A 24,126-nucleotide genomic window follows, 5' to 3' on the forward strand; every position below is an offset into this window, starting at 1 on the left:
GGCGTGTCTGGGTGCCATGCTCTTGTCATGTGCGCCATGGCCGTCCTGGGCACAGTCGCCCGAGGCCGCCACCGTGGTGGGCGCCGGGCAGGTGGTGGCGTCAGGTACCGTGCCGGACGAAGCCACCCGTGTGGCCATCCTGACGCGCCTGCGCGAGGTCTATGGCAGCGACCGTGTGGTGGATCAACTGGCGCTGGGGCCTGTGGTCGCACCGCCTCAGTGGAGCCAGTATGTGCACCGGTTGTTGGGCCCGCAGCTCAAGCAGGTTCGGCATGGTCAACTGGTGGTGCAGGGCCAGACCGTCGAGCTCAAGGGCGAAGTGCCCAACGAGCTGGTTCGCCAGGAGGTGGTCAGTCAGCTGGCCACGTCGCTCAACCCGACCTACACCGTGCGCAATGGGCTGCGCGTGGCCGTTCGCGAACAAGAGGTCGTGGACAAGACCCTGGCCAATCGCATCATCGAGTTCGAGCCCGGCAGCGCGGTCTTGCGTCCGGAAGGTGCCTTGATCCTGGACGAACTGGCCAAGGCTTTGCTGACGCTCGGCGAGCGCCGCGTGGAGGTCATCGGGCACACCGATGCCCAGGGTTCGCGTGCGTCCAATGTGGCGTTGTCGCTGGCGCGCGCTCAGGCCGTGAAGTCCTATCTGGTGGGACGTGGCCTGGACAACGAGCGCATTGCCACCTCGGGGATGGGGCCCGATCAGCCGGTGGCCGACAACCTCACCGAGCAGGGGCGAGCCCGCAACCGCCGCATCGAGTTCCGTGTGGGCTCGTGAGCGCTGGCCTCACTGCCCTGGCTCGTCGGCTGGCCGTGTCAGCCCCAGCAGCTCTTCCAGGTGCGACAAGGACCCCTGGTCCTTGACCACCTGGCGCAACCACTCGTGCAGGGGCATGTCTCCCCAGCGCACCGCCTTGTCGGCCAGGTAGGTCACGGGGCTGTGTGGTTCGGTGCGACGAAAGTAGGCCGCGACCTCGCGCAGCTGCTGCAGCGCTTGCTGGCGTGACTGCAGGGGCCCGCTGGCCCGACCGACGGGCGCCGTTGGTGTTTCGCCCTGGTCGGTGTGTGCAGGCAAGGCCTCGCGGCCATGGTCATCCTGTGCGGCCTCTGATGCCATCCCCGCCTCACGCATCAGTCGATGCAGCTCGTGGTGGGCTTGTGCGAGGGCCTCCTTGGCCGCCACGAAGCTGGGGCCGTCGTCTCCCACCTTGGCATCGATCCAGCTTTGCAGGGCCCGCACACTGGCCTGGAGGTCGGACAGCAGCGTCAGTTGCTGCTGCAGGTGGTGCACTGGCGTGTCTTTGAGCGCCCGCATGAACACCTCAGGGGTCAGGGCCCCGGTGTTCGTGCCTTGCACAGTGTCTTGCCCCTGGGGGGGCTGTTGTTGCAGGTGCCGGGCCTCTTGAAGCGAGCGCAGGCTGTACGTGGCGTGGTGTGGGCCGCGCCCTTGCGTGACGGGCAGGCTGGTGGCCAGGGACACGGTTTTCTGAAGCAGCCACCGCAGATTGCCGACGCGTTGCTCGGGGTCTCCGTCGTCCAGCGCGGGGTGCAGGTTGTCCCAGTAGCGTTCACACAGGCCATGACACAGGCGCATGCCGCGCAACAGACCGGCATAGCCATCTTGCACGGCCCAGGCTTCAGTCAGCCACATGGCCAATCGCAGGTCTTTGGAGCGTTCTCTGAGCAGTTGCTCACACAGGCGCGCCACACCGCCCCAATCGGCCACCTTCAAAGGGGTCACCCACTCGCCTTGGTCCAGCGTGGGGTCGTCTTCTCGCCGCAACTCGGCGATGTGGTCAAACTCGTGAGAAAACGACAGGTCTTCGCCGCACGGGTTGGACCCGTCGACGGCGGCAAACAAAGTGTCCAAATCCATCTCTATCCCTGAGGCTGTCAGCGCAGCCAAATGTCATGGTCGGGCGCGGTGCCCGACGGTCGAGATCTTCCCACAGGGTGCCGTGCTGGATTCTCTGGTCGGCCATCAATCTGTAACACGGTGTGCACAGCACACATTAACTGAGAGTGATTCGCAATAACTATTTTGATGCTAAGATGCGCTCGCCATGAACACCCTGTCGATGCCCTCGTTTTCTCCCGGTCTGGGGCCTGTGTCGGATCTGTCCGCCCCTCAGCGCGTGGCATTGGCCGCGGGGGTGGTTGTGCTGCACCTGGCTGCCGCCTGGGGCATCTGGTTTCATGCAGACACGGTGACGATGCCAGCAGGGGCGCCGCCCATCACGGTGGCCCTGATCAGTGACGAGCCCACGCCACCGGCGGCGCCATCGGTCACGCCAGAGCCTGTGCCTGTGCCGCCGGCGCCTCGACCCACGCCCGTGCCACCGGCTCGACCAGCGCCTGCGCCCGTGGCCGTTGCGGCCAAAACCCCACAGGATGCCACCGTGGCAGCGCCAGCACCTGCCCCCGTCAAGCCGATACAGGACACACCGGCGCAGGACGCACCGGCCAGCACGTCTGCCCCGCCGGGGCCCGTGACGGCGGCTGCCGCGCCTGCATCGGGGCCCAGCACGCTGGCGCCCGTGGCCCCGCCGGCGCCCAAGGTGCTGCCGTCGTCAGCGGTGCGGTACCTGGTGCCGCCGTCCTTGGTGTACCCCCGCATTTCCCGCGAACTGGGTGAGTCTGGTGTGGTGCGTCTGAAGGTGTTGGTTGACGAGCAAGGGCGCACCAAAGACGTTTTGGTGTTGCAGTCTTCAGGCTTCAGCCGACTGGATCAACAAGCCGTGCAGGCCATGCGCCAGGCTCGATTTCAACCGCATCTGGAGGACGGGGTGCCGCGCGCCGTGTGGGTGGTGGCGCCCCTGACATTTCAACTGGAAGACCAATGAGCAATTCAATCAACACCACGCCCCTGACCGAAACCGTCGAGGTGTCCTCGGCGCCAGCGCCAGAGATGGGGTTTGCCCACTTCATCGCGCAGTCTGACGCCGTGGGCAAAGGCCTGTTCATCATCCTGGTGCTGATGTCGCTGGTGTCGTGGTCGCTCATCGTGATCAAGGGGGTGGCCCTGATGCGACGACAAAAGCGGAGCAAGGCGTTCCTGAACTTTTTCTGGAACGCCACCTCGCTGGAGGCCGTTCAACACGAAATTGCCACGCACGGGGCCAGCGAACCGTTTGCCCACCTCACGGCCCATGCCATGCACGCCCAGGCGCACCATGCGCGTTATGGCGCGGCCAAGCTGGAAGAAGCCGGCAGCGCGCAAGAATTCCTGACCCGCACCATCAAGAAGGTGCTGGATGAAGAAACCATGCGCATGGAAAGCGGCCTGGCCGTGTTGGCCACCATCGGTGCCACAGCGCCCTTTGTGGGGCTGTTCGGCACGGTGTGGGGCGTCTATCACGCCCTGATTGCGATCGGGATGACGGGTGCTGGCACGCTGGACAAGGTGGCGGGCCCGGTGGGTGAGGCCCTGATCATGACCGGGGTGGGCTTGGCGGTGGCCATTCCCGCCGTGATGGCCTACAACTGGCTGACGCGCAGCAACCGCGTCTGGGGTGCTCGGCTGGATGCCTTCGCGTTCGAGTTGTTCGCCTTCCTGTCGACGGGCCAGACCCTGAAGACCTCTTCAGGGGGCGATGGTGGTGGCAACGTGCGCAGCCTCAAGGCTGGCGCCACGTCTTGAGGTAACGGTCATGGCCTTCGCAAGTTTTGACGACAAACGGGGCAGCGCGCCCCTGGCCGAGATCAACATGGTGCCGCTCATTGATGTGATGCTGGTGCTGTTGGTGATCTTCATCGTGACGGCGCCCTTGCTCAGCCATTCCGTCAAGCTGGATCTGCCCAAAGCCAGCGCGCAGGTGATGTCGGCCCAGAGCGAGAAGGTGGACTTGTCGATCGATGCCAACGGCGTGCGTTACTGGAACGGTCAGGCCCTGAGTCGTGAGGCGCTGGTGGCCCGGTTGGCGCTGGAGGGTGCCAAGCCCACCCCGCCCGAGCTGCACCTGCGGGCCGATCAGGCGGTGCCGTACCGCGCCGTGGCCGAGACCCTGGCAGATGCGTCCAAGGCGGGCGTCTCCAAGATCAGCTTTGTGACCGATCCGGGGCCGGTGGTGGCCCCCTCTGCGGCGGCCTCTCGCTGAGGCTGCAGGGCGCTGAATCCGTTGATGCTCGGTCGTTGCCGTCGCATCTTTGCCCTTACCATGCGGTGCCATGAACAGCGCCGCCTCCATCCCTTCCATCCCTCCTCAGGCCCTGGCGGGCCTGAAGGTGCTTGAACTGGGCCAGTTGATTGCGGGCCCGTTTGCGGGCAAGACCCTGGCCGATTTCGGGGCCGAGGTCATCAAGATCGAGCCCCCGGCCACCGAGGCTGCGGCTGGTGGCGACCCGTTGCGCCAGTGGCGCATGCTGCACGAAGGCACCAGCGTGTGGTGGCAGGTGCAAAGCCGCAACAAGAAGAGCGTGGTGCTGGACCTGCGCACGCCCGAAGGGCGCGAGCTGGCCGCACGCCTCATCGACGAGGCCGACGTGCTGATCGAGAACTTCAAGCCCGGCACCATGGAAAAGTGGGGCATGGGCTACGAGCAGCTCAGCGCGCGCAACCCTGGCCTCATCATGCTGCGCATCAGCGGCTATGGCCAAAGCGGCCCCTACAAAGACCGCCCGGGCTTCGCCGTGGTGGCCGAGGCCATGGGGGGCATGCGTTACCTCAATGGCGAACCCGGTCGGGCGCCCGTGCGTGCGGGCGTCAGCCTGGGCGACACCTTGGCCGCCTTGCATGGCGTGATCGGGGTGCTGCTGGCCCTGCAGGCCCGCCACGCCAGCGTCAGCGCCGAGGCGCCCAAAGGCCGTGGCCAGGTGGTGGACGTGGCCTTGTACGAGGCCGTGTTCAACTGCATGGAAAGCCTGCTGCCCGAGTACAGCGCCTTCGGGGCGGTGCGCCAGCCGGCGGGCTCGGCGCTGCCAGGCATCGCGCCCAGCAACGCCTACCCCTGTGCTGATGGCATGGTGGTGATTGGCGGCAATGGCGACTCCATCTTCAAGCGGCTGATGATCGCCATCGGGCGAGACGACCTGGCCACCGATGCCGAGCTGGCGTCCAACCCGGGGCGCGTCCGGCGGGTGGCAGAGATCGATGCGGCCATCGGGGCGTGGACGTCTCGGCGCGCGGTGGCCCAGGTGCTGGAGGTGTTGAACGCCGCCAGCGTGCCGGTGGGCCGCATCTACACCGCCGAAGACATCGCGCACGACCCGCACTACCGTGCCCGCGACATGATCCTGCCCGTCACCACGCCTGAGGGCCTCACCGTCGAGGTGCCGGGCATCGTGCCCAAGCTGTCGGCCACGCCCGGGGCCATCACGCGGCGCGCGCCCGTGCTGGGCGAGGACACGGACGAGGTTTTGGGGCGCTTGCGCCCCGAGCGTTGAGGAGCTGGCGTGTCAGCCTCGCAATTTGGCCTGCTGCGTCAGCGGCGCTTTGCCCCCTTCTTTGCCACCCAGTTCCTGGGCGCGGCCAATGACAACCTGTTCAAGTTCGCCTTGACGGTGCTGGTGACCTACCAGTTGCAGCTGGATTGGCTGCCACCGGCCATGGCCGGGCTGGTGATCGGGGCCTTGTTCATCCTGCCCTTTGTGCTGATGTCGGCCACGGCCGGCCAATGGGCCGACAAGTACGACAAGGGCACCATCATGCGGCAGACCAAGCTGCTGGAGGTGGTGATCATGCTGGTGGCCGCCTGGGGGCTGTTGACCCAGCAGGTGCCGGTGCTCTTGCTGTGCATCTTCATGATGGGCCTGCAGTCCACGCTGTTCGGCCCGGTGAAGTACGCCTACCTGCCGCAGCACCTGAACGAGCGCGAGCTGACCGGCGGCAATGGCATGGTCGAGATGGGCACCTTCGTGGCCATCTTGCTGGGCAATGTGGCCGGTGGCCTGTTGATGGGCCTGGGCGCTGAGGGACGCCACTGGGTGGCTGGGGCCTGTGTGCTGCTGGCCTTGGTGGGGTGGTGGACGGCGCGGCGCATTCCGGCTTCGCCCTCGTCCGACCCCGACCTGGTGCTGAACTGGAACCCTTTCACCGAGACCTGGCGTAACCTGAAGCTGGCCTACCAGTACCCCAGCGTGTTCCGGTCGCTGCTGGGCATCTCGTGGATGTGGTTCTTCGGGGCGGTGTTCCTGTCGCAGTTCCCGGCCTTTGCCCGCGAGGTGCTGGGCGGCAGTGAGCAGGTGGCGTCGCTGCTGCTGGTGGTGTTCTCGGTGGGCGTGGCCGTGGGCTCGCTGTTGTGCGAACGCTTTTCGCACCGCCATGTCGAGATCGGTCTGGTGCCGCTGGGCGCGCTGGGCATGACGATCTTCGCCTTCGATCTGTACCTGGCCTCCAAAGGTTTGCACCACGATGGCGGCCCGCTGCTCAGTGTGGGCGAGTTCATGGACAGCCCCACCCACTGGCGCGTGATGATCGACCTGGCCCTGCTGGCCTTCAGCGCGGGTATCTACAGCGTGCCCATGTACGCGCTCATCCAGCTGCGCTCGCAGCCCAGCCACCGGGCGCGCATCATCGCGGCCAACAACATCCTCAATGCGCTGTTCATGGTGGTCAGCAGCCTGCTGGCGGGCGCCTTGCTGGCCGCAGGCCTGAGCGTGCCCGAGGTGTTTGGCGTGACGGCGCTGCTCAACATCCTGGTGGTGGGCTATGTGTTCTGGCTGATGCCCGAGTACATCGTGCGCCTGGTGATGCTGTTGCTGACCCGCATCGTGTACCGCTTGCGCCTGCGCGGCGAGATGAACATCCCGACCGATGGCGCGGCCATCCTGGTGGCCAACCATGTGAGCTTTGTGGACGCCATCATCCTGGGGGTGTGCAGCCCCCGCCCGATGGTGTTCATCATGGACCACCGCATCTTCAAGACGCCCGGCATGGGCTGGTTCTTCAAGCTGGTCAAAGCCATTCCCATCGCGCCGCAGAAGGAAGACCCGCAAGCCTACGAGGCGGCGTTCCAGCGTGCGCGTGCCGTGCTCGCTGAGGGCGAACTGCTGTGCCTGTTCCCTGAGGGCGCCATCACCCGCGACGGCCATCTGCAGCCGTTCAAAGCCGGGATCATGAAGATCCTGGAGACGAACCCGGTGCCGGTGATCCCGGCCGCGCTGCACAACCTGTGGGGCTCCACCTTTTCTCGCGTGGAAGGCGCGGCCCTGTCCAGGCCCCTCAGGCGAGGGGTCTTCAACCCGGTGGGCCTGGTGGTGGGGGAACCTATCGCCCCTGAGGCGGTCAGCCCCGAGGGCTTGCAACAGCGTGTGCAGGCCTTGCTGAACGAGCCCATGCCGCGATGACCACAGATCGCGTGTCCTCGGATGTCATGCGGTGGCGGCACAATGGGCCGCCAAGCTCTTCGTTGTCACTACCTGCGCCGTGGCGCGCTGTTCAATAAATGGGAAACCTGCTGACCCCGGCCGCTTTGGCCCGCATCGTGCCCTTCGTGCTGTTCATGGTCTTGCTGGCCGCGCGCGGCAACTGGCCTGAGGGCTGGACCTTCTTTGACGCGCGCTGGCTGTACGCGCTGGCGGTGGTGGTGGTGTCCGGCAGCCTGTTGTGGTTCTGGAAGCAGTACAGCGAGCTGCGCCAGGGCCTGAGCCTCAAGCACGCGGTGCTGTCGGTGGCGGTGGGCCTGGTGGTCTACCAGATCTGGATCATGACCACCGAGCCCTGGATGATGCTGGGCGAGCCCACGGCCGGCTTTGTGCCCGTGGACGAGAACGGCGAGCTGATCTGGTCGCTGGTCATCTTCCGTTGGGTGGGCGCGGCGCTGATGGTGCCCATCATGGAAGAGCTGTTCTGGCGCAGCTACCTGATGCGCTGGATCGACAAACCCGAGTTCGAGCAGGTGGACCCGGGCAGCGTCACGCTCAAGGCCATGGCGCTGTCCACCGTGGTGTTCACGCTGGCTCACACGCAGTGGCTGGGGGCGGTGATCGCCGGTCTGGCCTACGCCTGGCTGTACCGCCACACCCGCAGCCTGTGGGCGCCCATCATCGCCCATGTGGTCACCAACGGGGTGCTGGGGGTGTGGGTGGTGCTCAACGGCAACTGGACCTTCTGGTAATTCTGGTAAGTCGCCGAGCACTCAGACGCCGTGCGCCCGGTCGGCGGCGAACTGCCGCTGAAACTCCGCAAAGCGGCCTTCATCCAGCGCCTCGCGCACTTCCTTCATCAGGTTCAGGTAGTAGTGCAGGTTGTGGATGGTGGTGAGCATCGGGCCCAGCATCTCGCCGCAGCGGTCCAGGTGGTGCAGGTAGGCGCGGCTGAAGTTCTGGCACGTGTAGCAGCTGCAGGTTTCGTCGATCGGGCGCTCGTCGGCCTTGTTGCGGCTGTTGCGCAGGCGCAGGTCGCCAAAGCGGGTGAACAGGTGGCCGTTGCGCGCATTGCGCGTGGGCATCACGCAGTCGAACATGTCCACCCCGGCGGCCACGCCCGCCACCAGGTCTTCCGGCGTGCCCACGCCCATCAGGTAGCGTGGTTTGTGGGCCGGCAGCTTCGGGCTGATGTGGTTCATCACCCGCATCATCTCGTCCTTGGGCTCGCCCACGCTCACGCCGCCAATGGCGTAGCCCGGCAGGTTCATGTCGGCCAGCGCGGCCAGTGATTCTTCGCGCAGGTGCTCGAACATGCCGCCTTGCACGATGCCGAACAGCGCGTTGGGGTTCTGTAGCTTGTCGAACTCGGTCTGGCAGCGCTTGGCCCAGCGCAGGCTGAGCTCCATCGAGGCGCGGGCTTCCTTCTCGGTGGTGATGTGGCCCAGCGACTTGTCACCCTTCCAGTAGGGTGTGCACTCGTCGAACTGCATGACGATGTCCGAGTTCAGGATGGTCTGGATCTGCATGCTGATCTCGGGCGTGAGGAACAGCTTGTCGCCGTTGACCGGCGAGGCGAAGCGCACGCCTTCTTCCGAGATCTTGCGCATCTCGCCCAGCGACCAGACCTGGAAGCCGCCCGAGTCGGTCAGGATGGGTTTGTGCCAGCTCTCGAATTGATGCAGGCCGCCGAACTGCTTCATGATGTCCAGCCCCGGGCGCATCCAGAGGTGGAAGGTGTTGCCCAGGATGATCTGGGCCCCCATCTCTTCCAGCGAGCGTGGCATCACACCCTTGACGGTGCCGTAGGTGCCCACGGGCATGAAGATCGGGGTCTCGACCACGCCGTGGTTGAGGGTGAGGCGGCCACGGCGGGCCTGGCCTTCGGTTTTGAGCAGTTCGAATTGGAGCATGGTCGGTACGTCAGGCTGCCCGGGCCGCCGGAGCCGGCTCCGGTGGGGTGTGCAGCAGTTGTTCCAGCAGGCGTTCGCTGCGGAAGGGTTTGGGAATCACCGTCAGGCCTGAAGCCCCCAGGCGTTGCAGCTCGGACGGGTCGGTGTCGCCAGAGATGATCAGCGATTGGAGCCGAGGGCGTTTGGGCCTCAATTGCTGGCTCAGCAACTGCACCAGCTGCACGCCGCTCATGCCGGGCAGACGGTAGTCGGTCAGCACGGTGTCGGGCAGGCTGTCCGGCGCGTGCATCATGATCTGAGGCAGGTCGTCGATGAGGGTTTCGGCGTCTTCCCAGGTGCGCACCTGGGCGCCCCAGCTGCGCAGCATTTCTTGCAGGGCGCGCCGCAACAACACATCGTCCTCCACCAGCCACACGGTGCGCGATTTCAGTGGTTCAACCAGTTGCACCTCTTCGGTGTGTGACAGCGGCTGGTTGTCGTGCAGGGGCAGCTCGATGGCGAAACACGAGCCCTTGCCTGCGCGTGAACGCACCTCGATGCGCTCGCCCATGATCGAGGCCATGCGCCGCACGATGGCCAAGCCCAGACCGATGCCTTTGCTGCGGTCGCGAGCGGCGTTGCCCACCTGGTAGAACTCCTCGAAGATGCGTTCGCGTTGGTCATCAGGGATGCCAATGCCGGTGTCCCAGACCTCGATGCGCAGCCGGTTGCGGCCCCGGCGTCGTGCGGCCACCAGCACACCGCCACGCTGGGTGTAGCGCAGCGCGTTGGAGACCAGGTTGCGCAGGACGCTGTGCAGCAGCATCGGGTCGGTGTGCAGCACCGGGTATTCGCCCGCCGGCCCCCGGGGCAGCCGGAACCGCAGGTTCAGCCCCTTGGCCTGGGCGGCGCTTTGTTCGTGCACCTTCACCGCCTGGAACACGTCATGCAGGTTCACGGCCTGGAACTCGGGTTTGACGGCACCTGCGTCCAGCCTGGAGATGTCCAGCAGGCCCACCAGCAGCGATTCCATGGACGCCACGGCTTCGTCCAGCAGGTTGATGAGGTCTTTGGCCTCTGCTGGCTTGTTCTGTTGACGCAGCAGGCTGACCAGCAGCCCGATGGCGGCCGTGGGTTGGCGCAGGTCGTGGCTGGCCGCCGCCAGGAACCTTGTCTTGCTCTGGTTGGCGGTTTCCAGCGCCCGGGTGCGGTCGGCCACCCGTTCTTCCAGGATCAGGTTCATGCGCTCGGCCATGTTCATGGCTTCAACGAACTTGCCCATCAGCGTCAGCGCAAAGCCCAGGAAGATCACCGGGGCCATGTAGGGCGTCCAGTACAGGTCGGTGACGGGCAGCAGCGGTGTGAGAAACAGGTAATCGTGCGCCACGCTGACCATGGTGCCCACCGGCCCCAGGGTCATGGCCGAGGCTTCGATCCAGTGCTTGCGCCATGCGGCATGCACCACGCGCACCACAATCAGCACACCACAGCCCATCATCAGCGGGTAGGCGACGAGGCGCAGCATGTCCAGGTACGGGGTGCCCATGGCCAGCAGCGCCAGGATGGGAAACCCGAAACCGATGAAGCGCAAGGGCCATCGCCAGCGCTCCACATGCATGCCGGCGTAGATCATGCCGAACAGCGAGAGGTAATAAGTGCCCACCGCCTGGCTGGCAAAGAACATCCAGTCCACCACGGGCGCCGGCCAGGTGATGGTCTCGACAAAGTAGAAGGCGTTGCGGCCGCACATGACCACCATCAGCCCACCGAAGTAGGCAAAGATGACGTCGTTGGGGCGGGTGCGCCAGGCCAGCAGCAGGAACAAGGCCATGCCGGCCACGCTGAGGTTCAGGATGCGTGGCAGGTCGACCGTCCACGCATACCATTGGTCGTGCGCCAGCCTGGCTTCTGCCAGGGGGCCGACCTGCAACTCGCCGATGCCGGGTTTGCGAAAGGGGTTCATCCGCACATCGATTTCGATGTCGTTCTCGCCGGCCAGCAGCACGTTCACGGGCAGCTCGATCAGGTAGGGCAGGGTGGCCATGCTGGTGATGGCCTCACCCTCCATGTGCCGCGTGCTCATCTGAATGCCATTGACGGTCACGCGGTGGTTGCCCGGCAGGCGCTCGATGCGCAGCCCCCAGGGAATCACGGGCGAGCGTTCCATGTAGAGCTTGGCGCGGTAACACGCCACCGCCGGCACGCTCATGCCCAGCTCTCTCCAGTCGTCGGGCAGCGTGACCACGCGCGCAGGCTGGTGTTCTGAGCAGGCCCCAGGGGCCAGGGTGGCTTGCCGGATGGTGGCAGACGCCGGTGCGGTGGGGCGATCGGCCTGTGCCGGATGCCAAAGCAGCAGCCAGGCCAGCATGGCCAGCAGCAGCAGCCACGCGCCCGCATTGGCGCCACTTTGCAAGGTGGCCTGCAGTTGATGCCAGAAGTTGGGCGGCTCAGTCGGGCTGGCGGCCTGGCGTGGTGTGGTCAAAAGGCGTCCCATTTTTTTCTCGTCGGGTCTGCAGCAGCATGGCATCTCCGTAACTGAAGAAGCGGTACCGCTGTGCAATGGCGTGCCGGTACAGCGCACGGATGTGGTCGTACCCCGCCAGCGCACTGACCAGCATCATCAGCGTGCTCTTGGGCAGGTGGAAGTTCGTGATCAGCAAGTCCACCACCTTGAAGTCGAAGCCCGGGGTGATGAAGATGTCGGTGTCGCGGCTGCCCGTCTGAACGATGTCGGCGGCAGTGGCGTGCAGCGCGGCCGATTCCAGCGCGCGCAAGGTGGTGGTGCCCACCGACACCACGCGTCCGCCGGCGGCTTTGGTTTCGCGGATGGCCGTGGCCGTGGCGGCGGGCACCTCGAACCATTCGCTGTGCATCTTGTGCTCGTGCAGGTTCTCGGTTCGCACGGGCTGAAAGGTGCCCGCGCCCACGTGCAGCGTCACTTCAGCGGTGCGCACCTGGTGCCTGGCCAGGTCCGCCAGCACGCCTTCATCGAAGTGCAGCGCCGCCGTCGGGGCGGCCACCGCGCCGGGCTCTTTGGCAAACACCGTCTGGTAGCGACGGGCATCGTCGGCGTCGTCCGCGTGGGTGATGTAGGGCGGCAGCGGGACATGGCCGTGCAGCTCCAGCAACTCGAATGGGTTGCCGTCCAGTCGCAAGTGAAACAAACCCTGGTCGGGCCCGCAGCGGCCCAATACTTCGGCATCGAAGGCGTCGGCAAACCGCACGCGCGCACCCGGCTTGGGCGACTTGCTGGCCCGCATGTGGGCCCAGACCTCCTGGGTGCCGGGCAGCACCCGCTCGACCAGGGCTTCAACCGCACCGCCGGTGGCTTTGGTGCCGAACAGGCGGGCCTTGATCACCCGGGTGTTGTTGAACACCAGGAGGTCACCAGGCGTCAAAAGAGAGGGCAGCTCACGAAAGATGCGGTCCACCGGCGCCGGATCGCGCCCGTCCAGCAGTCGGGAGGCGCTGCGTTCGGCGGCCGGGTGTTGCGCGATGAGTGCCTCGGGCAACTCGAAGTCGAAGTCGGCCAGGGTGTAGCGGGGGCGCTCGCCAGTGGCGTGGGCGGTGCTGGCGGTGACCGGGGCTGGGTGTGTCATCGTGTTTGAGGGGCGGACGGGCCCCGTGCCAAAAACAAGCCGCCATTGTCGCTCATTGCCAGTGCAGAACCATTGCTTATCTGTTTTGCGCATATGAAAGCGCGAAATCGTCAGTTCGGTATGGCGTGGCCCGTCGATATGCTGCGCAGCCATGTGGATGCCAGAGACTTTTCATGCCCCGGCCGTGGCCTTGGTGCTGTTGGCCCTGTTCGTGTGTTTCGTGCGCGAATGGCTCAAGCCGGACGTGGCCGTGGGGGTGGCCGTGGCCGTTTTGCTGGTGCTGGGCCTGATCAGCCCCAAAGAGGCCACCAGCGTGTTCAGCAACAGCGCGCCCATCACCATCGCCTGCCTGTTCGTGATCAGCGGCGCCTTGTCCAGAACAGGGTGTGTGGACCGCCTGGGCGACTGGCTGGGCACGCTGGCAGGTGCCAGCGAGCGCCGGCTGTTGTGGGCCCTGATGGCGCTGGGGTTGCTCGTGTCGCCCTTTGTGAACAACACACCCATCGTGATGGTGATGATTCCGGCGGTCATTGCCCTGGCCGCACGCCAGCAGGTGGCCCCCTCTCGTCTGTTGATTCCGCTGTCTTACGCCACGATCCTGGGTGGCTTGATCACCATGGTGGGCACGTCCACCAACCTGCTGGTGGACGGCGTGGCCCGCCAACACGGCCTGGCGCCGTTTTCGATGTTCGAGCTCAGCGCGCCAGCCATCGTGCTGGCGCTGGCAGGGGCCGCCTTCATGGCCATGTTTGCGCACCGCCTGCTGCCGTCTCGGGAAACACTGGCCCAGCAGTTCACAGGCAGCGGCGATCGCTTGTTCATGACCGAGCTGTTCGTGCCGCCCGAGTCGGATCTCATCGGCAAGACACTGAAAGAGGCCCGCCTGGCCAACGGCGCCATCCAGGTGTTGAATCTGTGGCGCGGTGAGACCGAGTGGGCTCAGCCTGACCCGGCCACCCGCATCGAGGCCGGTGACCGTCTGGTGGTGCACAGCCGCAGTGGCGACATGATGGCCTTGCGCAGCGTGGGCCTGCGGGTGCAGGCTGGCCACCACGATCTGGAGACGCTGCGTCGGCGGGACGTGGTCATCGTCGAGGCCATCGTGGGGCCAACGTCTCGCTATGTGATGCGTCCGGTGCGTGATCTGGATTTGCTGGCCCGCTATGGTGTGCACATCATTGCGGCCCACCGACGCGATGCCTCGTATGCGCAGATTGGTGACGACTTTCAGCTGCAGGTGGGTGATGTGCTGCTGGTGGAAGGCACGCCCGCGCAGATCAAGCGCTTTTGCGACAACGGCGACCTGCTGGCCATCACCGAGGGGCGCCAGGTCAGCAACCGCCACGCCAAGGCACCCATCGCACTGGCCACCATGATCGGTGTGATGGTGCTGGCGGCCTTCAACGTCATGCCCATCGAAGGGCTGGCGATGGTGGGCGCGGCGGTGGTGCTGGTCACCGGGTGCATCCGGGCCGATGAGGCCTACAAGGCCATCGAGTGGCCCATCCTGGTCATGATCTTTGGCATGCTGGCCATCAGCGTGGCCATGGCCAATTCCGGGCTGGACCGGATGCTGGCCTCGGGGCTGGTGGTTTGGGGAGAGGGGCTGTCGCCCTGGATGATGTTGTCGCTCGTCATCCTGATCACGTCGGTGGCCACCGAATTCATCAGCAACAACGCCATTGCAGTCTTGTTCACCCCGATCGTCATCGGGGTGGCCGAGCACCTGGGGGTGGATCCTCGCCCCTTCGTGGTGGGCGTGATGTTCGCGGCCAGCTGCAGCTTTGCCACGCCCATCGGTTACCAGACCAACACCCTGGTCTACAGTGCAGGCAACTATCGTTTCGGTGATTTTGCCCGCATGGGCGTGCCTCTGAACATCCTGACCTGGCTGCTGGCCAGCGCCCTGATCCCGGTGTTCTGGCCGTTCACGGGCACATGACAGGCACGAGCATGGACCTGCCACTGTTGTACAGCTACCGTCGCTGCCCGTATGCCATGCGTGCCCGCATGGCCTTGCTGCGGGCGGGCCGTTCGGTGCGGGTGCACGAGATCGTCTTGCGCGACAAGCCAGCCGCGATGCTGGCCGCCTCGCCCAAGGCCACGGTGCCGGTGTTGTGCCTGCCCGATGGCGGGGTGATTGAAGAGAGCTGGTTGATCATGGCCTGGGCCGCGTCGCAGCACACCGATCCGGCGGTGCTTCGATGGTGGCAACAGGCTCAGACGAGCGACAACCTGGCCTTGCTGCACACCAACGATGGGCCGTTCAAGGCCCTGCTGGACCGCCACAAGTACCCTGAGCGATTCGGGCTGCACGAGTCCGATCGCACCCAGGTGGTCGCGCAGGCGGTGGCGGTGCTGTTGATGCCACTGCAGCAGCGACTGCAAGCGGCGCCATGGCTGGGAGGCGACGAGCCCTGTGCCACCGACGTGGCGATCTTTCCGTTTGTCAGGCAGTTCGCTGCCGTATCGCCCGGTGTGTTTCAGGCCTTGCCCCTGCCCGCCGTGCAGGCCTGGCTGGCCCACTGGCAGGGCAGCACCTTGTTCGAGGCCTGCATGCACAAGCAAGCACCCAATGAGGTGGTGGTGATGGGGGCCGGCATCCCCTTGGCCTGAGCACGCCGTTGCGCCGACGGCCCTATCATCCCCGGCATCGACACTTTCTTGCCCGCAAGCGGTTCACCGTGGCGCCACCAGCCTCACCGACCTCGGCTCCGGCCAAATCTGCCCCCCAGCGGGCAATGGAAAAGCTCGGCCTGCTGCGCGACATCGACCTGGCGCTGCACCTGCCGCTGCGCTACGAAGATGAAACCCGCCTGACCCCCTTGCGCGACGCGCGCGATGGCGACACCGTGCAGGTGGAAGGCGTGGTGACCGACAACCGGGTGGAGCAGCGCAGCCGCCGCCAGTTGCTGGTGCGCCTGGACGATGGCAGTGGCGAGGTGCTGCTGCGCTTTCTGAACTTTTACGGCTCTCAGCAAAAGAGCTGGGCCCCTGGCGTACGCTTGCGCGTGCGTGGCGAGTTGCGCCACGGCTTTTGGGGGCGCGAGATGGTGCACCCCACGGTGCGCATCGTGCAGGCCGACACGCCCCTGGCCGAGTCACTCACCCCCATCTACCCCACCGGGGCCGGGCTGCCCCAGGCCTATTTGCGCAAAGCCGTGGCCTCGGCCTTGCAGCGCGCCCCGCTGGACGAGGTGCTGCCCGAAGGCGCCATGCCGGCGCACTGGCCCCGCCTCAAGGACGCCCTGAAGGCCCTGCACCACCCGCCGCCCAGTGTGGCCCTGCACGTGCTGGACGACCGCGACCAGCACCCCGCCTGGCAGCGGTTGAAGCTCGAAGAGCTGCTGGCCCAGCAACTCTCGCAATTGCAAGCCCGGGCCGAGCGCGCGCACCTGCGGGCGCCGGCGCTGCAGGCACAACGCGGGGGGCTGGCCGATCGCCTGCTGGGCGTGCTGCCGTTTCAGCTCACGGGCGCCCAGCAGCGCGTGGTGGAAGAGATCGCGCAAGACCTGGCCCAGCCACGCCCCATGCACCGCCTGCTGCAAGGCGATGTGGGCTCGGGCAAGACCGTGGTGGCCGCGCTGGCCGCCGCCGTGGCCATGGACGCCGGCTGGCAGTGCGCCTTGATGGCGCCCACCGAGATCCTGGCCGAGCAGCATTTTCGCAAGCTGGTGGGCTGGCTGGAGCCCCTGGGCATCCGCGTGGCCTGGCTCACGGGCAGCCTGCGGGCCAAGGCCAAGCGCGAGCAGATCGCGGCCGTGGCCTCGGGCGAGGCCCAACTGGTGGTGGGCACCCACGCCGTCATTCAAGACCAGGTGGAGTTTGCCAGGCTGGGCCTGGCCCTGATCGACGAACAGCACCGCTTTGGCGTGGCCCAGCGCCTGCAATTGCGCCGCAAGCTCGAAAGCCATGAGCTGGAGCCGCACCTGCTGATGATGAGCGCCACGCCCATCCCGCGCACCCTGGCCATGACCTTTCTGGCCGACCTGGAGGTCAGCACCATCGACGAGCTGCCGCCTGGGCGCACGCCCATCGTCACCAAGGTGTTTGCCGACAGCCGCCGTGAGGAGGTGATCGCCCGCATCCGCGATGAGGTGGCCCGTGGCCGACAGGTGTACTGGGTGTGCCCCCTGATCGACGAGACCGAAGACAGCGATGCCGCGGCCGATCAGGCGGCCGGGCGCGACAGTGCCCGCCGCAAGCCGCTGGACCTGAGCAACGTGACACAAACCCATGCCGACCTGAGTGAGGCCTTGCCCGGGGTGGGGGTGGGCCTGCTGCACGGCAAGCTGCCCTCGGCCGAGAAGGCCGAGGTGATGGCGCGGTTCTCGGCGGGTGAGCTGTCCGTGCTGGTGGCCACCACCGTGATCGAGGTGGGGGTGGACGTGCCCAACGCCAGCCTGATGGTGATCGAACACGCCGAGCGCTTTGGCCTGAGCCAGCTGCACCAGTTGCGCGGCCGGGTGGGGCGCGGCGCGGTGGCCAGTGTGTGTGTGCTGCTGTATGCGCCGCCCCTGTCGGATTCGGGCAAGCAGCGCCTCAAGGCGATGGTGGAGACCACCGACGGCTTCGAGATCGCCCGGCGCGATCTGGCCATCCGTGGCCCGGGCGAGTTCATGGGCGCGCGCCAGTCGGGCGCAGCCTTGCTGCGTTTTGCCAGCCTGGAAGATGACCAGCCCCTGATCGAGCAGGCTCGGCGCACGGCCGCATGGTTGCTGCGCGAACATCCCCACGCGGCGCAACGGCATGTGGCCCGGTGGCTGGGGGCCAAGTCCGAGTTCCTCAAAGCCTGATCGAGGCCTGGCGTAAGATTCCTGCATGACCCTGACCGAACTTCGATACATCGTGGCCGTGGCGCGCGAAAAGCATTTTGGGCGTGCCGCTGAAGCCTGCTTCGTTTCGCAACCCACCCTGTCGGTGGCCGTCAAGAAGCTGGAAGAAGAGCTCGACGTCAAGCTGTTCGAGCGCGGCTCGGCCGAAGTCAGCGTCACGCCGCTGGGTGAAGAGATTGTTCGCCAGGCACAGGCCGTGCTGGAGCAGGCCCAGGCCATCAAGGAGATTGCCAAGCGCGGCAAGGACCCGCTGGCGGGCCCCTTGCGACTCGGGGTCATCTACACCATCGGGCCCTACCTGTTGCCCGATCTGGTGCGCGCTGCGATTGCACGTGTGCCGCAGATGCCGCTCATCCTTCAGGAGAATTTCACCGTCAAGCTGCTGGACATGCTCCGCACCGGCGAGCTGGACTGCGCCATCCTGGCCGAGCCATTCATGGACACCAACCTGGCGATGGCGCCGCTGTACGAAGAGCCCTTCATGGTCGCCGTGCCGCGCTCACACCCCATGGCCGAGCGCGATGCCATCAACGCCGAAGAACTCAAACGCGAGACCATGCTGCTGCTGGGCTCAGGCCACTGCTTCCGCGACCACGTGCTCGAGGTGTGTCCTGAGTTCGCGCGGTTTTCCAGCGACGCAGAGGGCATTCGCAAGAGCTTCGAAGGCTCTTCGCTGGAAACCATCAAATACATGGTGGCCGCAGGCATGGGCGTGACCGTGGTGCCCCGTTTATCGGTGCCGCCCGAACCCCATCCCTACATCAAGTTCATCCCGTTCGAGGGCCACCCGCCCACGCGTCGGGTCGTGCTGGTGTGGCGCCGCAGCTTCACGCGCTACGAGGCCATCGCCGCGTTGCGCAATGCCGTTTACGACTGCCCGCTGGAAGGGGTCACTCGTTTGTCGGAGTGAGGTTTTCGGCGGTTTCCGACTCGAAACAATCGACCACCGTGAAGTACAGCGAGCCATAAAAGGCCGAGAACAGCCACAGACCGGCCGACACGGCCAGCAGGCTGCTGAGCACATCGGGCAGGGCGGCGAACACCAGGCGATCGACCACCACCAGCAGGGCGACGCTCAACAGCCATGCCGCGCCATACACCAGGAAAGCCCCAAGGTTGCGCCATGTGGCCACGATGCTGAAAAACAGGGCCTTGGTCACCGGCAGACGCATCCAGAAGATCAACGCTGGGGTGTGCCAGAACATCAGGCTCACGGGCAGGCTCAGGGCCACCCGCCACAAGAGATCGCGCTGCACGTCGGGGTGTGAGACCACCTCGGAGGCGGTTTTGGACTGCTCGATGACCTGGCCCAGCACGTCAGCGCCGGGGCCCAACAGGTGGGCCAGCTGCATGATCGCCAGCGTGGCCAGCACATAAGCCCCACCCAGCTGGGCAAACTGTTGTCTGGGGCTGTCGGTGGGGCGCACGGCTTCGATCAGCACGCCGGGGGTCACGCGTTGCTGCTGCACCACCCGCCGCGTGGCCAACATGAAACCCATCCACATCAGCGGCATGGCCGCCACCACCAGCAGTGGCCCCAGCACAGGCAAGCCTGCCAGCAAGATGCCCGTGGACACGACCAGCCCCAGCAGGCCCATGAAATGGAGCGGCTGCCGGCGGGCCACATCCAGCCCACGGCGCCACCAGACCAGCCCCTGGCTGGCTGCAACAATGCGTAACTTCATGGGCGCTGATAGTGCCACGCGCTGGCCGCCGGGTGTCGGCGCAGTCGCAACACCCGTTCAAAATGGGCGGGATCATGGGCCTGCAGCATCGAGGCCTGGCGCGGCAGGTGGAAGTCCCACAAGCGCGAGGTCCAAAAGCGCAGGGCAGCGGCCCTCAGCAGGGCGGGCATCAGCCCCAACTCATCGTCCGTCAGGCGACGCTCGGCATCGTAGGCCGCCACAAACGCCTGGGCACGCTGCGCGTCGAGCGCGCCGGTCGACAACTCGATGCACCAGTCATTCAGGCACACGGCAATGTCGAACAGCCAGGTGTCAAAGCCGGCAAAGTAAAAATCGAAGAAACCGCCCAGCTGCGGCCCGTCGAACATGACGTTGTCGCGAAAGAGGTCGGCATGGATGGGCCCACGGGGCAAGGCCTGGTACGGCGCCTGCTGGGCCAGCGCTTGCTGGAACGCCAGCTCGTCATCGATCATCGTGGCCTGGTCGGCGCTGAGGAAGGGGCGCACCACAGGCACCGTGTCGGTCCACCATGCCAGCCCTCGCAGGTTGGGCTGTTCATGCGGGTAGTCGCGGCCGGCCAGGTGCATGCGTGCCAGCATGGCGCCCACCTGCGCACACTCGGCGGGGCCCGGGCTCAGCTGGTTGGCCCCCTTCAGTCGCGTGACCACCGCCGCCGGCTTGCCCTTGAGGCTCAGCAGGATCTCGCCGCGCTGATCGGGCTGGGGGGCGGGCACCGGGATGCCTCGCCGCGCCAGGTGGTCCATCAGGTGCAGGTAAAAGGGCAATTGCTCGAAGCTCAGCCGCTCGAACAGCGTCAGCACGTACTCGCCCCGGTCGGTGGTGACGAAGTAGTTGGTGTTCTCGATCCCGGATGTGGCCCCCTTGAGCAGTTGCAGGGTGCCCAGGTTCAGGGTGTCGAGCAGGGATTGGGCTTCCTGCGGGGTGACGTCGGTGAAAACAGCCATGAGCGGGTGCGGGGGTCGAGAAGGGGGGAAATCCTGTCAGGGTGAGCCCCTGAACGCCATCTGAGAGGGCCTGTTTAGGCGTAAACCCTCAGCGGCTACGGGATGCCAAGGGCTGGATTGTAGAAGTCCATGTGGCAGACTCAGCAAAATTCCGATGCGCTGCAGTCGTTTCGTCGTCCGCAGCGTGTTGCCACCCCCTCACGAGCACCTGGCCCGACACCATGAGCAAGATCGTTTCCCGCACTGTTTCGTCCATCGCTGCCGCCCTGCCTCTGGCCCTGGCCCTGATCGGTTCTTCGGCCTCGGCCCAGACGCTGACCCCTCAGCCTCGCACCTTGGGCATCTATGCCGGTATCAACGCGGGCGTGGGCGTGTACGAATGGGACTGCGGCACCAGCTGTGGCCGCACCGCCTTCAGCGGCAAGCTGTTCGGTGGCAAGCGCCTCACGCCGGGTTTGGCCGCCGAGGTCAACTACATGTTCTTCGGCCGCGTGGACAACGCCAACGAGCCGGGCCTGGCAGCCACCACCAACATCGCAGCAGAAGAGCGCAAGGCCTCGGCCATCACCCTGGGCATCAACTGGGAAGTCGAGCTGCTGCACGACGTGACCAACCACCTGCGCATCGGCGTGGCACGTGTCAAGCGCGAACAAGACATTGCTCGCCCCAGTGGCGCCGTCGAGTCGGTCTCCAGCTACCGCACCGCCCCGCACGTGGGCGCTGGGCTGTCGCTGCAGGTGGTGCGTGATCTGCGCATCAACACCAACTTCGACTACATCATTGACGGCCAAGACAGCCTGTACCTGTTCTCGGTCGGTGGCTCGATGGAATTCTGATCACCCGGGCCGTGCGCTGCACGGCCACCGCAGGGTGATTTCACCGCACAATCCGGGGCATGACTGCCCCGGTTTCCATTTCAGCGTCCATGGACGCCCCGTCTGCACCCACCTTGCTGCTGGTGGACGGCTCCAGCTACCTTTACCGCGCTTTCCATGCCATGCCCGATCTGCGCGGGCCGGACAATGTGCCCACGGGGGCCATTCACGGCATGGTCAACATGCTGGGATGGATCCGTGACCACCTGAAGGTCGAGCATGCCGTGTGTGTGTTCGATGCCAAAGGGCCGACGTTTCGCGACGAGTGGTACCCCGAGTACAAGGCCCACCGGCCGTCCATGCCGGACGACCTGCGCACACAGATCGAACCCATCCACGAGGTCGTGAAGCTCCTGGGCTGGCCCGTGCTGGAGGTGCCCGGCATTGAAGCCGATGACGCCATCGGCACCCTGGCCCGCGTGGGTGTGACCTCAGGCCACAAGGTGGTCATCTCCACCGGCGACAAGGACCTGGCCCAACTGGTCAACGCCAACGTCACCCTGATCAACACCATGGCCAAGCCGCCCGAGGTGCTGGACGAGGCCGGGGTGCTGGCCAAGTTCGGTGTGCCCCCCGAGCGCATCATCGACTACCTCACCTTGATCGGTGACACCGTGGACAACGTGCCGGGTGTTGAAAAGGTGGGGCCGAAGACGGCGGTCAAGTGGATCACCGAGCATGGCTCGCTCGATGGCGTGGTGGCCGCGGCCGACAGCATCAAGGGCGTGGCGGGTGAGAACCTGCGCAAGGCCCTCGACTGGCTGCCCATGGGCCGCAAGCTCATCACCGTCAAACTGGATTGCGACCTCCATGGCCATGTGCCCGACTGGCCAGGGCTGGACGCGCTGGCCATGCGCACGCCAGACCTGCCCGGTTTGCTGGACTTCTACACGCGGTTTGGCTTTCGCAGCGCCAAGGCCGAGGTGGAGCGCCTGTTGAAGGGTGCGAAGGGTGCGAAGGGCGCGATGGGCGAGATGGGCCAGGCGGTCACGCCATCGGGCCGTGACACCGCCACCGCAGGCACGGGCGATTTGTTTGCCGCCGCAACCACGTCAGGCGCAGAGGCAGCGCCTGACGCCTGCTTGCCGGCCGACATTCACTACGACACCATCCTCACCTGGGCGGACTTCGATCGCTGGCTGGCCCGCATCGAGGCGGCCGAACTGGTGGCCTTCGACACCGAAACCGACTCGCTCGAATCCATGCGTGCGCGCATCGTGGGCCTGTCGTTCAGCGACCAGGTGGGCGAGGCCTGCTACATCCCGCTGCGCCACGAAGGGCCGGATGCCCCGGAGCAGTTGCCGCTGGATGAGGTGCTGGCGCGCCTCAAGCCCTGGTTCGAAAACGAAGCCAAAGCCAAGCTGGGACAGCACATCAAGTACGACACCCATGTGCTGGCCAACCACGGCATCAACATCCGGGGCTACCGCCACGACACCATGCTCGAGAGCTACGTGCTGGAGGCCCATCGCAAACACAACCTGGGCGACCTGGCGCAGCGGCATGTGGGCCGAAGCGGCCTGAGTTATGAAGACGTGGCCGGCAAAGGGGCCCAGCAGATCCCGTTTGCGCAGGTGGCGCTGGACCGCGCGGCGCTGTACTCCAGTGAAGACAGCGACCTGACCCTGGCCGTGCACCAGGCGCTGTGGCCCCAACTCGAAGCCGAGCCGGGCCTGAAAGACATCTACGAGCGCTTCGAGATGCCGACCTCGCGCGTGCTGCAGCGCATCGAGCGCAACGGGGTGCTGATCGACAAGGCGCTGTTGCAGCAGCAAAGCCACGAGTTGGCGCAGCGCATCGTGGCGCTGGAGCAAGAAGCCTACGAACTGGCTGGGCAGCCCTTCAACCTGGCCTCACCCAAGCAACTGGGCGAGATCCTGTTCGTCAAGCAGGGCCTGCCCATCGTCAAGAAGACGGCCACGGGCGCGCCCTCCACCAACGAAGAGGTGCTGGAAAAGCTCGCCGAAGACCACCCGCTGCCCGCGCGCATCCTGGAGCACCGCAGCCTGGCCAAGCTCAAGTCCACCTACACGGACAAGCTGCCGCTGATGATCAACCCCGAGACGGGCCGGGTGCACACCAACTACGCGCAGGCCGTGGCCGTCACCGGGCGGCTGGCCAGCAACGACCCGAACCTGCAGAACATCCCCGTGCGCACCGCCGAAGGCCGCCGCATCCGCGAGGCCTTCATCGCCCCGCCGGGCCACGTCATCGTCAGCGCCGACTACTCGCAGATCGAGCTGCGCATCATGGCCCACATCTCGCAAGACGAGAACCTGCTGCGCGCCTTCGCCGAGGGGATGGACGTGCACAAGGCCACCGCCAGCGAGGTGTTCGGCGTGCCTGTGGACGAGGTCTCCAGCGAGCAGCGCCGTTATGCCAAGGTCATTAACTTCGGCCTGATCTACGGCATGAGCGCGTTCGGGCTGGCTCAGAACCTGGGCATCGAGCGCAGCGCGGCCAACGCCTACATCGAGCGCTACTTCCACCGCTTCGCGGGCGTGAAGCGCTACATGGACGACACCCGTGCGCAGGCCAAAGAAAAGGGCTACGTCGAGACCGTGTTCGGCCGTCGCCTGTGGCTGCCCGAGATCAACAGTGGCAACGGGCCCTTGCGCGCCGGGGCCGAGCGCGCCGCCATCAATGCGCCCATGCAGGGCACGGCGGCCGACCTCATCAAGCTGGCCATGGTGGCGGTGCAGGACACGCTGGACGCTGAAGCGCGCGCCTCGAAGATCATCATGCAGGTGCACGATGAACTGGTGCTGGAGGTGCCCGAGACCGAACTGGCATGGGCCCAGGTCGAGGTGCCGCGCTTGATGGCCTCGGTGGCCACCTTGCGAGTGCCCCTGCTGGCCGAGGTGGGCTCGGGCCCCAACTGGGAGTCTGCGCACTGACGCTGGCGGGCTGACGCCCCAGCGATGGTGGGTGTCACGGAACTGTCATCAATCCGACGCCTCCAATCGATAAACTTGA

Annotated in this window: 19 protein-coding genes; 13 read left to right on the forward strand and 6 right to left on the reverse strand. The window is 66.0% G+C overall.

Translation table 11 applies throughout. The annotated features are described in order from the left end of the window. Nucleotides 1-16: 16 nt before the first annotated feature. The gene (locus tag WNB94_RS12455) at nt 17-775 is read left to right on the forward strand and encodes an OmpA family protein (RefSeq protein WP_341390729.1); all 759 of its coding nucleotides are present in this window, start codon (nt 17-19) and stop codon (nt 773-775) included. Nucleotides 776-784: 9 nt separating this feature from the next. On the opposite strand, the gene tssA is transcribed toward WNB94_RS12455, so the two are convergent. Then, on the reverse strand, nt 785-1,873 hold the full coding sequence (tssA, locus tag WNB94_RS12460; protein WP_341390730.1) for a type VI secretion system protein TssA: 1,089 nt from the start codon (nt 1,871-1,873) through the stop codon (nt 785-787). Between the two features lie 187 nt (nt 1,874-2,060). Here tssA and WNB94_RS12465 point away from each other — a divergent pair, with 187 nt between their 5' ends. The 6 genes from WNB94_RS12465 (at nt 2,061) to WNB94_RS12490 (ending at nt 8,051) form a co-directional block, all read left to right on the forward strand. Beyond that, entirely contained in the window at nt 2,061-2,840 is a 780-nt protein-coding gene (locus WNB94_RS12465) for an energy transducer TonB (RefSeq protein ID WP_341390731.1), read from the forward strand. Beyond that, nucleotides 2,837-3,637: a MotA/TolQ/ExbB proton channel family protein gene (locus WNB94_RS12470; RefSeq protein ID WP_341390732.1), complete on the forward strand. Its 801-nt coding sequence runs from the start codon at nt 2,837-2,839 to the stop codon at nt 3,635-3,637. The genes WNB94_RS12465 and WNB94_RS12470 overlap by 4 nt, the downstream gene beginning before the upstream one ends. Nucleotides 3,638-3,647: 10 nt before the next feature. Beyond that, complete coding sequence (locus WNB94_RS12475) at nt 3,648-4,094, forward strand: ExbD/TolR family protein (RefSeq protein WP_341390733.1); 447 nt, start codon at nt 3,648-3,650, stop codon at nt 4,092-4,094. Nucleotides 4,095-4,164: 70 nt separating this feature from the next. Continuing rightward, nucleotides 4,165-5,379, forward strand: a complete 1,215-nt coding sequence (locus tag WNB94_RS12480; RefSeq protein ID WP_341390734.1) for a CaiB/BaiF CoA transferase family protein — start codon at nt 4,165-4,167, stop codon at nt 5,377-5,379. A 9-nt stretch (nt 5,380-5,388) separates the two neighbouring features. Beyond that, nucleotides 5,389-7,281, forward strand: coding sequence for an MFS transporter (locus WNB94_RS12485; RefSeq protein WP_341390735.1), 1,893 nt, complete (start codon nt 5,389-5,391; stop codon nt 7,279-7,281). Nucleotides 7,282-7,379: 98 nt separating this feature from the next. Continuing rightward, nucleotides 7,380-8,051, forward strand: coding sequence for a CAAX prenyl protease-related protein (locus WNB94_RS12490; RefSeq protein WP_341390736.1), 672 nt, complete (start codon nt 7,380-7,382; stop codon nt 8,049-8,051). 21 nt (nt 8,052-8,072) lie between these two features. Here the strand turns inward: WNB94_RS12490 and tgt are convergent, their stop codons facing one another. The 3 genes from tgt to queA are packed head-to-tail and all read right to left on the reverse strand — an operon-like array spanning nt 8,073 to nt 12,790. After that, entirely contained in the window at nt 8,073-9,212 is a 1,140-nt protein-coding gene (gene tgt, locus WNB94_RS12495; RefSeq protein ID WP_341390737.1) for a tRNA guanosine(34) transglycosylase Tgt, read from the reverse strand. A gap of 10 nt (nt 9,213-9,222) precedes the next feature. Then, nucleotides 9,223-11,685, reverse strand: a complete 2,463-nt coding sequence (locus tag WNB94_RS12500) for a hybrid sensor histidine kinase/response regulator (protein WP_341390738.1) — start codon at nt 11,683-11,685, stop codon at nt 9,223-9,225. After that, nucleotides 11,639-12,790, reverse strand: coding sequence for a tRNA preQ1(34) S-adenosylmethionine ribosyltransferase-isomerase QueA (gene queA, locus WNB94_RS12505; protein ID WP_341390739.1), 1,152 nt, complete (start codon nt 12,788-12,790; stop codon nt 11,639-11,641). The genes WNB94_RS12500 and queA overlap by 47 nt, the downstream gene beginning before the upstream one ends. Nucleotides 12,791-12,947: 157 nt before the next feature. On the opposite strand from queA, the gene WNB94_RS12510 reads away from it, so the two are divergent. From WNB94_RS12510 to WNB94_RS12525, 4 genes are all read left to right on the forward strand, one after another. Continuing rightward, nucleotides 12,948-14,732, forward strand: coding sequence for an SLC13 family permease (locus WNB94_RS12510; protein ID WP_341390740.1), 1,785 nt, complete (start codon nt 12,948-12,950; stop codon nt 14,730-14,732). A gap of 11 nt (nt 14,733-14,743) precedes the next feature. Next, on the forward strand, nt 14,744-15,406 hold the full coding sequence (locus WNB94_RS12515; protein WP_341390741.1) for a glutathione S-transferase: 663 nt from the start codon (nt 14,744-14,746) through the stop codon (nt 15,404-15,406). A gap of 125 nt (nt 15,407-15,531) precedes the next feature. Beyond that, entirely contained in the window at nt 15,532-17,586 is a 2,055-nt protein-coding gene (recG, locus tag WNB94_RS12520) for an ATP-dependent DNA helicase RecG (protein ID WP_445819069.1), read from the forward strand. Nucleotides 17,587-17,611: 25 nt separating this feature from the next. Further along, nucleotides 17,612-18,535 (forward strand): LysR substrate-binding domain-containing protein, encoded by a 924-nt coding sequence (locus tag WNB94_RS12525; protein WP_341390743.1) that lies wholly within the window; start codon nt 17,612-17,614, stop codon nt 18,533-18,535. Here the strand turns inward: WNB94_RS12525 and WNB94_RS12530 are convergent. Then, nucleotides 18,516-19,310: a BPSS1780 family membrane protein gene (locus tag WNB94_RS12530; protein WP_341390744.1), complete on the reverse strand. Its 795-nt coding sequence runs from the start codon at nt 19,308-19,310 to the stop codon at nt 18,516-18,518. The two genes, WNB94_RS12525 and WNB94_RS12530, sit on opposite strands and share 20 nt — an antisense overlap. Next, complete coding sequence (locus WNB94_RS12535) at nt 19,307-20,275, reverse strand: homoserine kinase (protein ID WP_341390745.1); 969 nt, start codon at nt 20,273-20,275, stop codon at nt 19,307-19,309. Before WNB94_RS12535 ends, WNB94_RS12530 begins: the two co-directional genes overlap by 4 nt. 221 nt (nt 20,276-20,496) lie before the next feature. Between WNB94_RS12535 and WNB94_RS12540 the strand changes: the two genes are divergently transcribed. Both WNB94_RS12540 and polA read left to right on the forward strand, forming a co-directional pair. Beyond that, nucleotides 20,497-21,111 (forward strand): porin family protein, encoded by a 615-nt coding sequence (locus WNB94_RS12540; protein WP_341390746.1) that lies wholly within the window; start codon nt 20,497-20,499, stop codon nt 21,109-21,111. Between the two features lie 89 nt (nt 21,112-21,200). Beyond that, a complete protein-coding gene (gene polA, locus WNB94_RS12545; protein ID WP_341390747.1) occupies nt 21,201-24,047 on the forward strand; it encodes a DNA polymerase I in 2,847 nt (948 codons plus the stop codon). The last annotated feature ends 79 nt before the right edge of the window (nt 24,048-24,126 follow it).

Origin of the sequence: Aquabacterium sp. A3 (assembly GCF_038069945.1) — a bacterium.
GTDB lineage: Bacteria > Pseudomonadota > Gammaproteobacteria > Burkholderiales > Burkholderiaceae_C > Aquabacterium.

Excerpts from the sequence above, each read along its gene's own strand:
- WNB94_RS12455 (WP_341390729.1), top strand. The coding sequence starts at position 17 with ATGCTCTTGTCATGTGCGCCATGGCCGTCCTGGGCACAGTCGCCCGAG.
- tssA (WP_341390730.1), bottom strand. The coding sequence starts at position 1,873 with ATGGATTTGGACACTTTGTTTGCCGCCGTCGACGGGTCCAACCCGTGC.
- WNB94_RS12465 (WP_341390731.1), top strand. The coding sequence starts at position 2,061 with ATGAACACCCTGTCGATGCCCTCGTTTTCTCCCGGTCTGGGGCCTGTG.
- WNB94_RS12470 (WP_341390732.1), top strand. The coding sequence starts at position 2,837 with ATGAGCAATTCAATCAACACCACGCCCCTGACCGAAACCGTCGAGGTG.
- WNB94_RS12475 (WP_341390733.1), top strand. The coding sequence starts at position 3,648 with ATGGCCTTCGCAAGTTTTGACGACAAACGGGGCAGCGCGCCCCTGGCC.
- WNB94_RS12480 (WP_341390734.1), top strand. The coding sequence starts at position 4,165 with ATGAACAGCGCCGCCTCCATCCCTTCCATCCCTCCTCAGGCCCTGGCG.
- WNB94_RS12490 (WP_341390736.1), top strand. The coding sequence starts at position 7,380 with ATGGGAAACCTGCTGACCCCGGCCGCTTTGGCCCGCATCGTGCCCTTC.
- tgt (WP_341390737.1), bottom strand. The coding sequence starts at position 9,212 with ATGCTCCAATTCGAACTGCTCAAAACCGAAGGCCAGGCCCGCCGTGGC.
- WNB94_RS12500 (WP_341390738.1), bottom strand. The coding sequence starts at position 11,685 with ATGGGACGCCTTTTGACCACACCACGCCAGGCCGCCAGCCCGACTGAG.
- queA (WP_341390739.1), bottom strand. The coding sequence starts at position 12,790 with ATGACACACCCAGCCCCGGTCACCGCCAGCACCGCCCACGCCACTGGC.
- WNB94_RS12510 (WP_341390740.1), top strand. The coding sequence starts at position 12,948 with ATGCCAGAGACTTTTCATGCCCCGGCCGTGGCCTTGGTGCTGTTGGCC.
- WNB94_RS12515 (WP_341390741.1), top strand. The coding sequence starts at position 14,744 with ATGGACCTGCCACTGTTGTACAGCTACCGTCGCTGCCCGTATGCCATG.
- recG (WP_445819069.1), top strand. The coding sequence starts at position 15,532 with ATGGAAAAGCTCGGCCTGCTGCGCGACATCGACCTGGCGCTGCACCTG.
- WNB94_RS12525 (WP_341390743.1), top strand. The coding sequence starts at position 17,612 with ATGACCCTGACCGAACTTCGATACATCGTGGCCGTGGCGCGCGAAAAG.
- WNB94_RS12530 (WP_341390744.1), bottom strand. The coding sequence starts at position 19,310 with ATGAAGTTACGCATTGTTGCAGCCAGCCAGGGGCTGGTCTGGTGGCGC.
- WNB94_RS12535 (WP_341390745.1), bottom strand. The coding sequence starts at position 20,275 with ATGGCTGTTTTCACCGACGTCACCCCGCAGGAAGCCCAATCCCTGCTC.
- WNB94_RS12540 (WP_341390746.1), top strand. The coding sequence starts at position 20,497 with ATGAGCAAGATCGTTTCCCGCACTGTTTCGTCCATCGCTGCCGCCCTG.
- polA (WP_341390747.1), top strand. The coding sequence starts at position 21,201 with ATGGACGCCCCGTCTGCACCCACCTTGCTGCTGGTGGACGGCTCCAGC.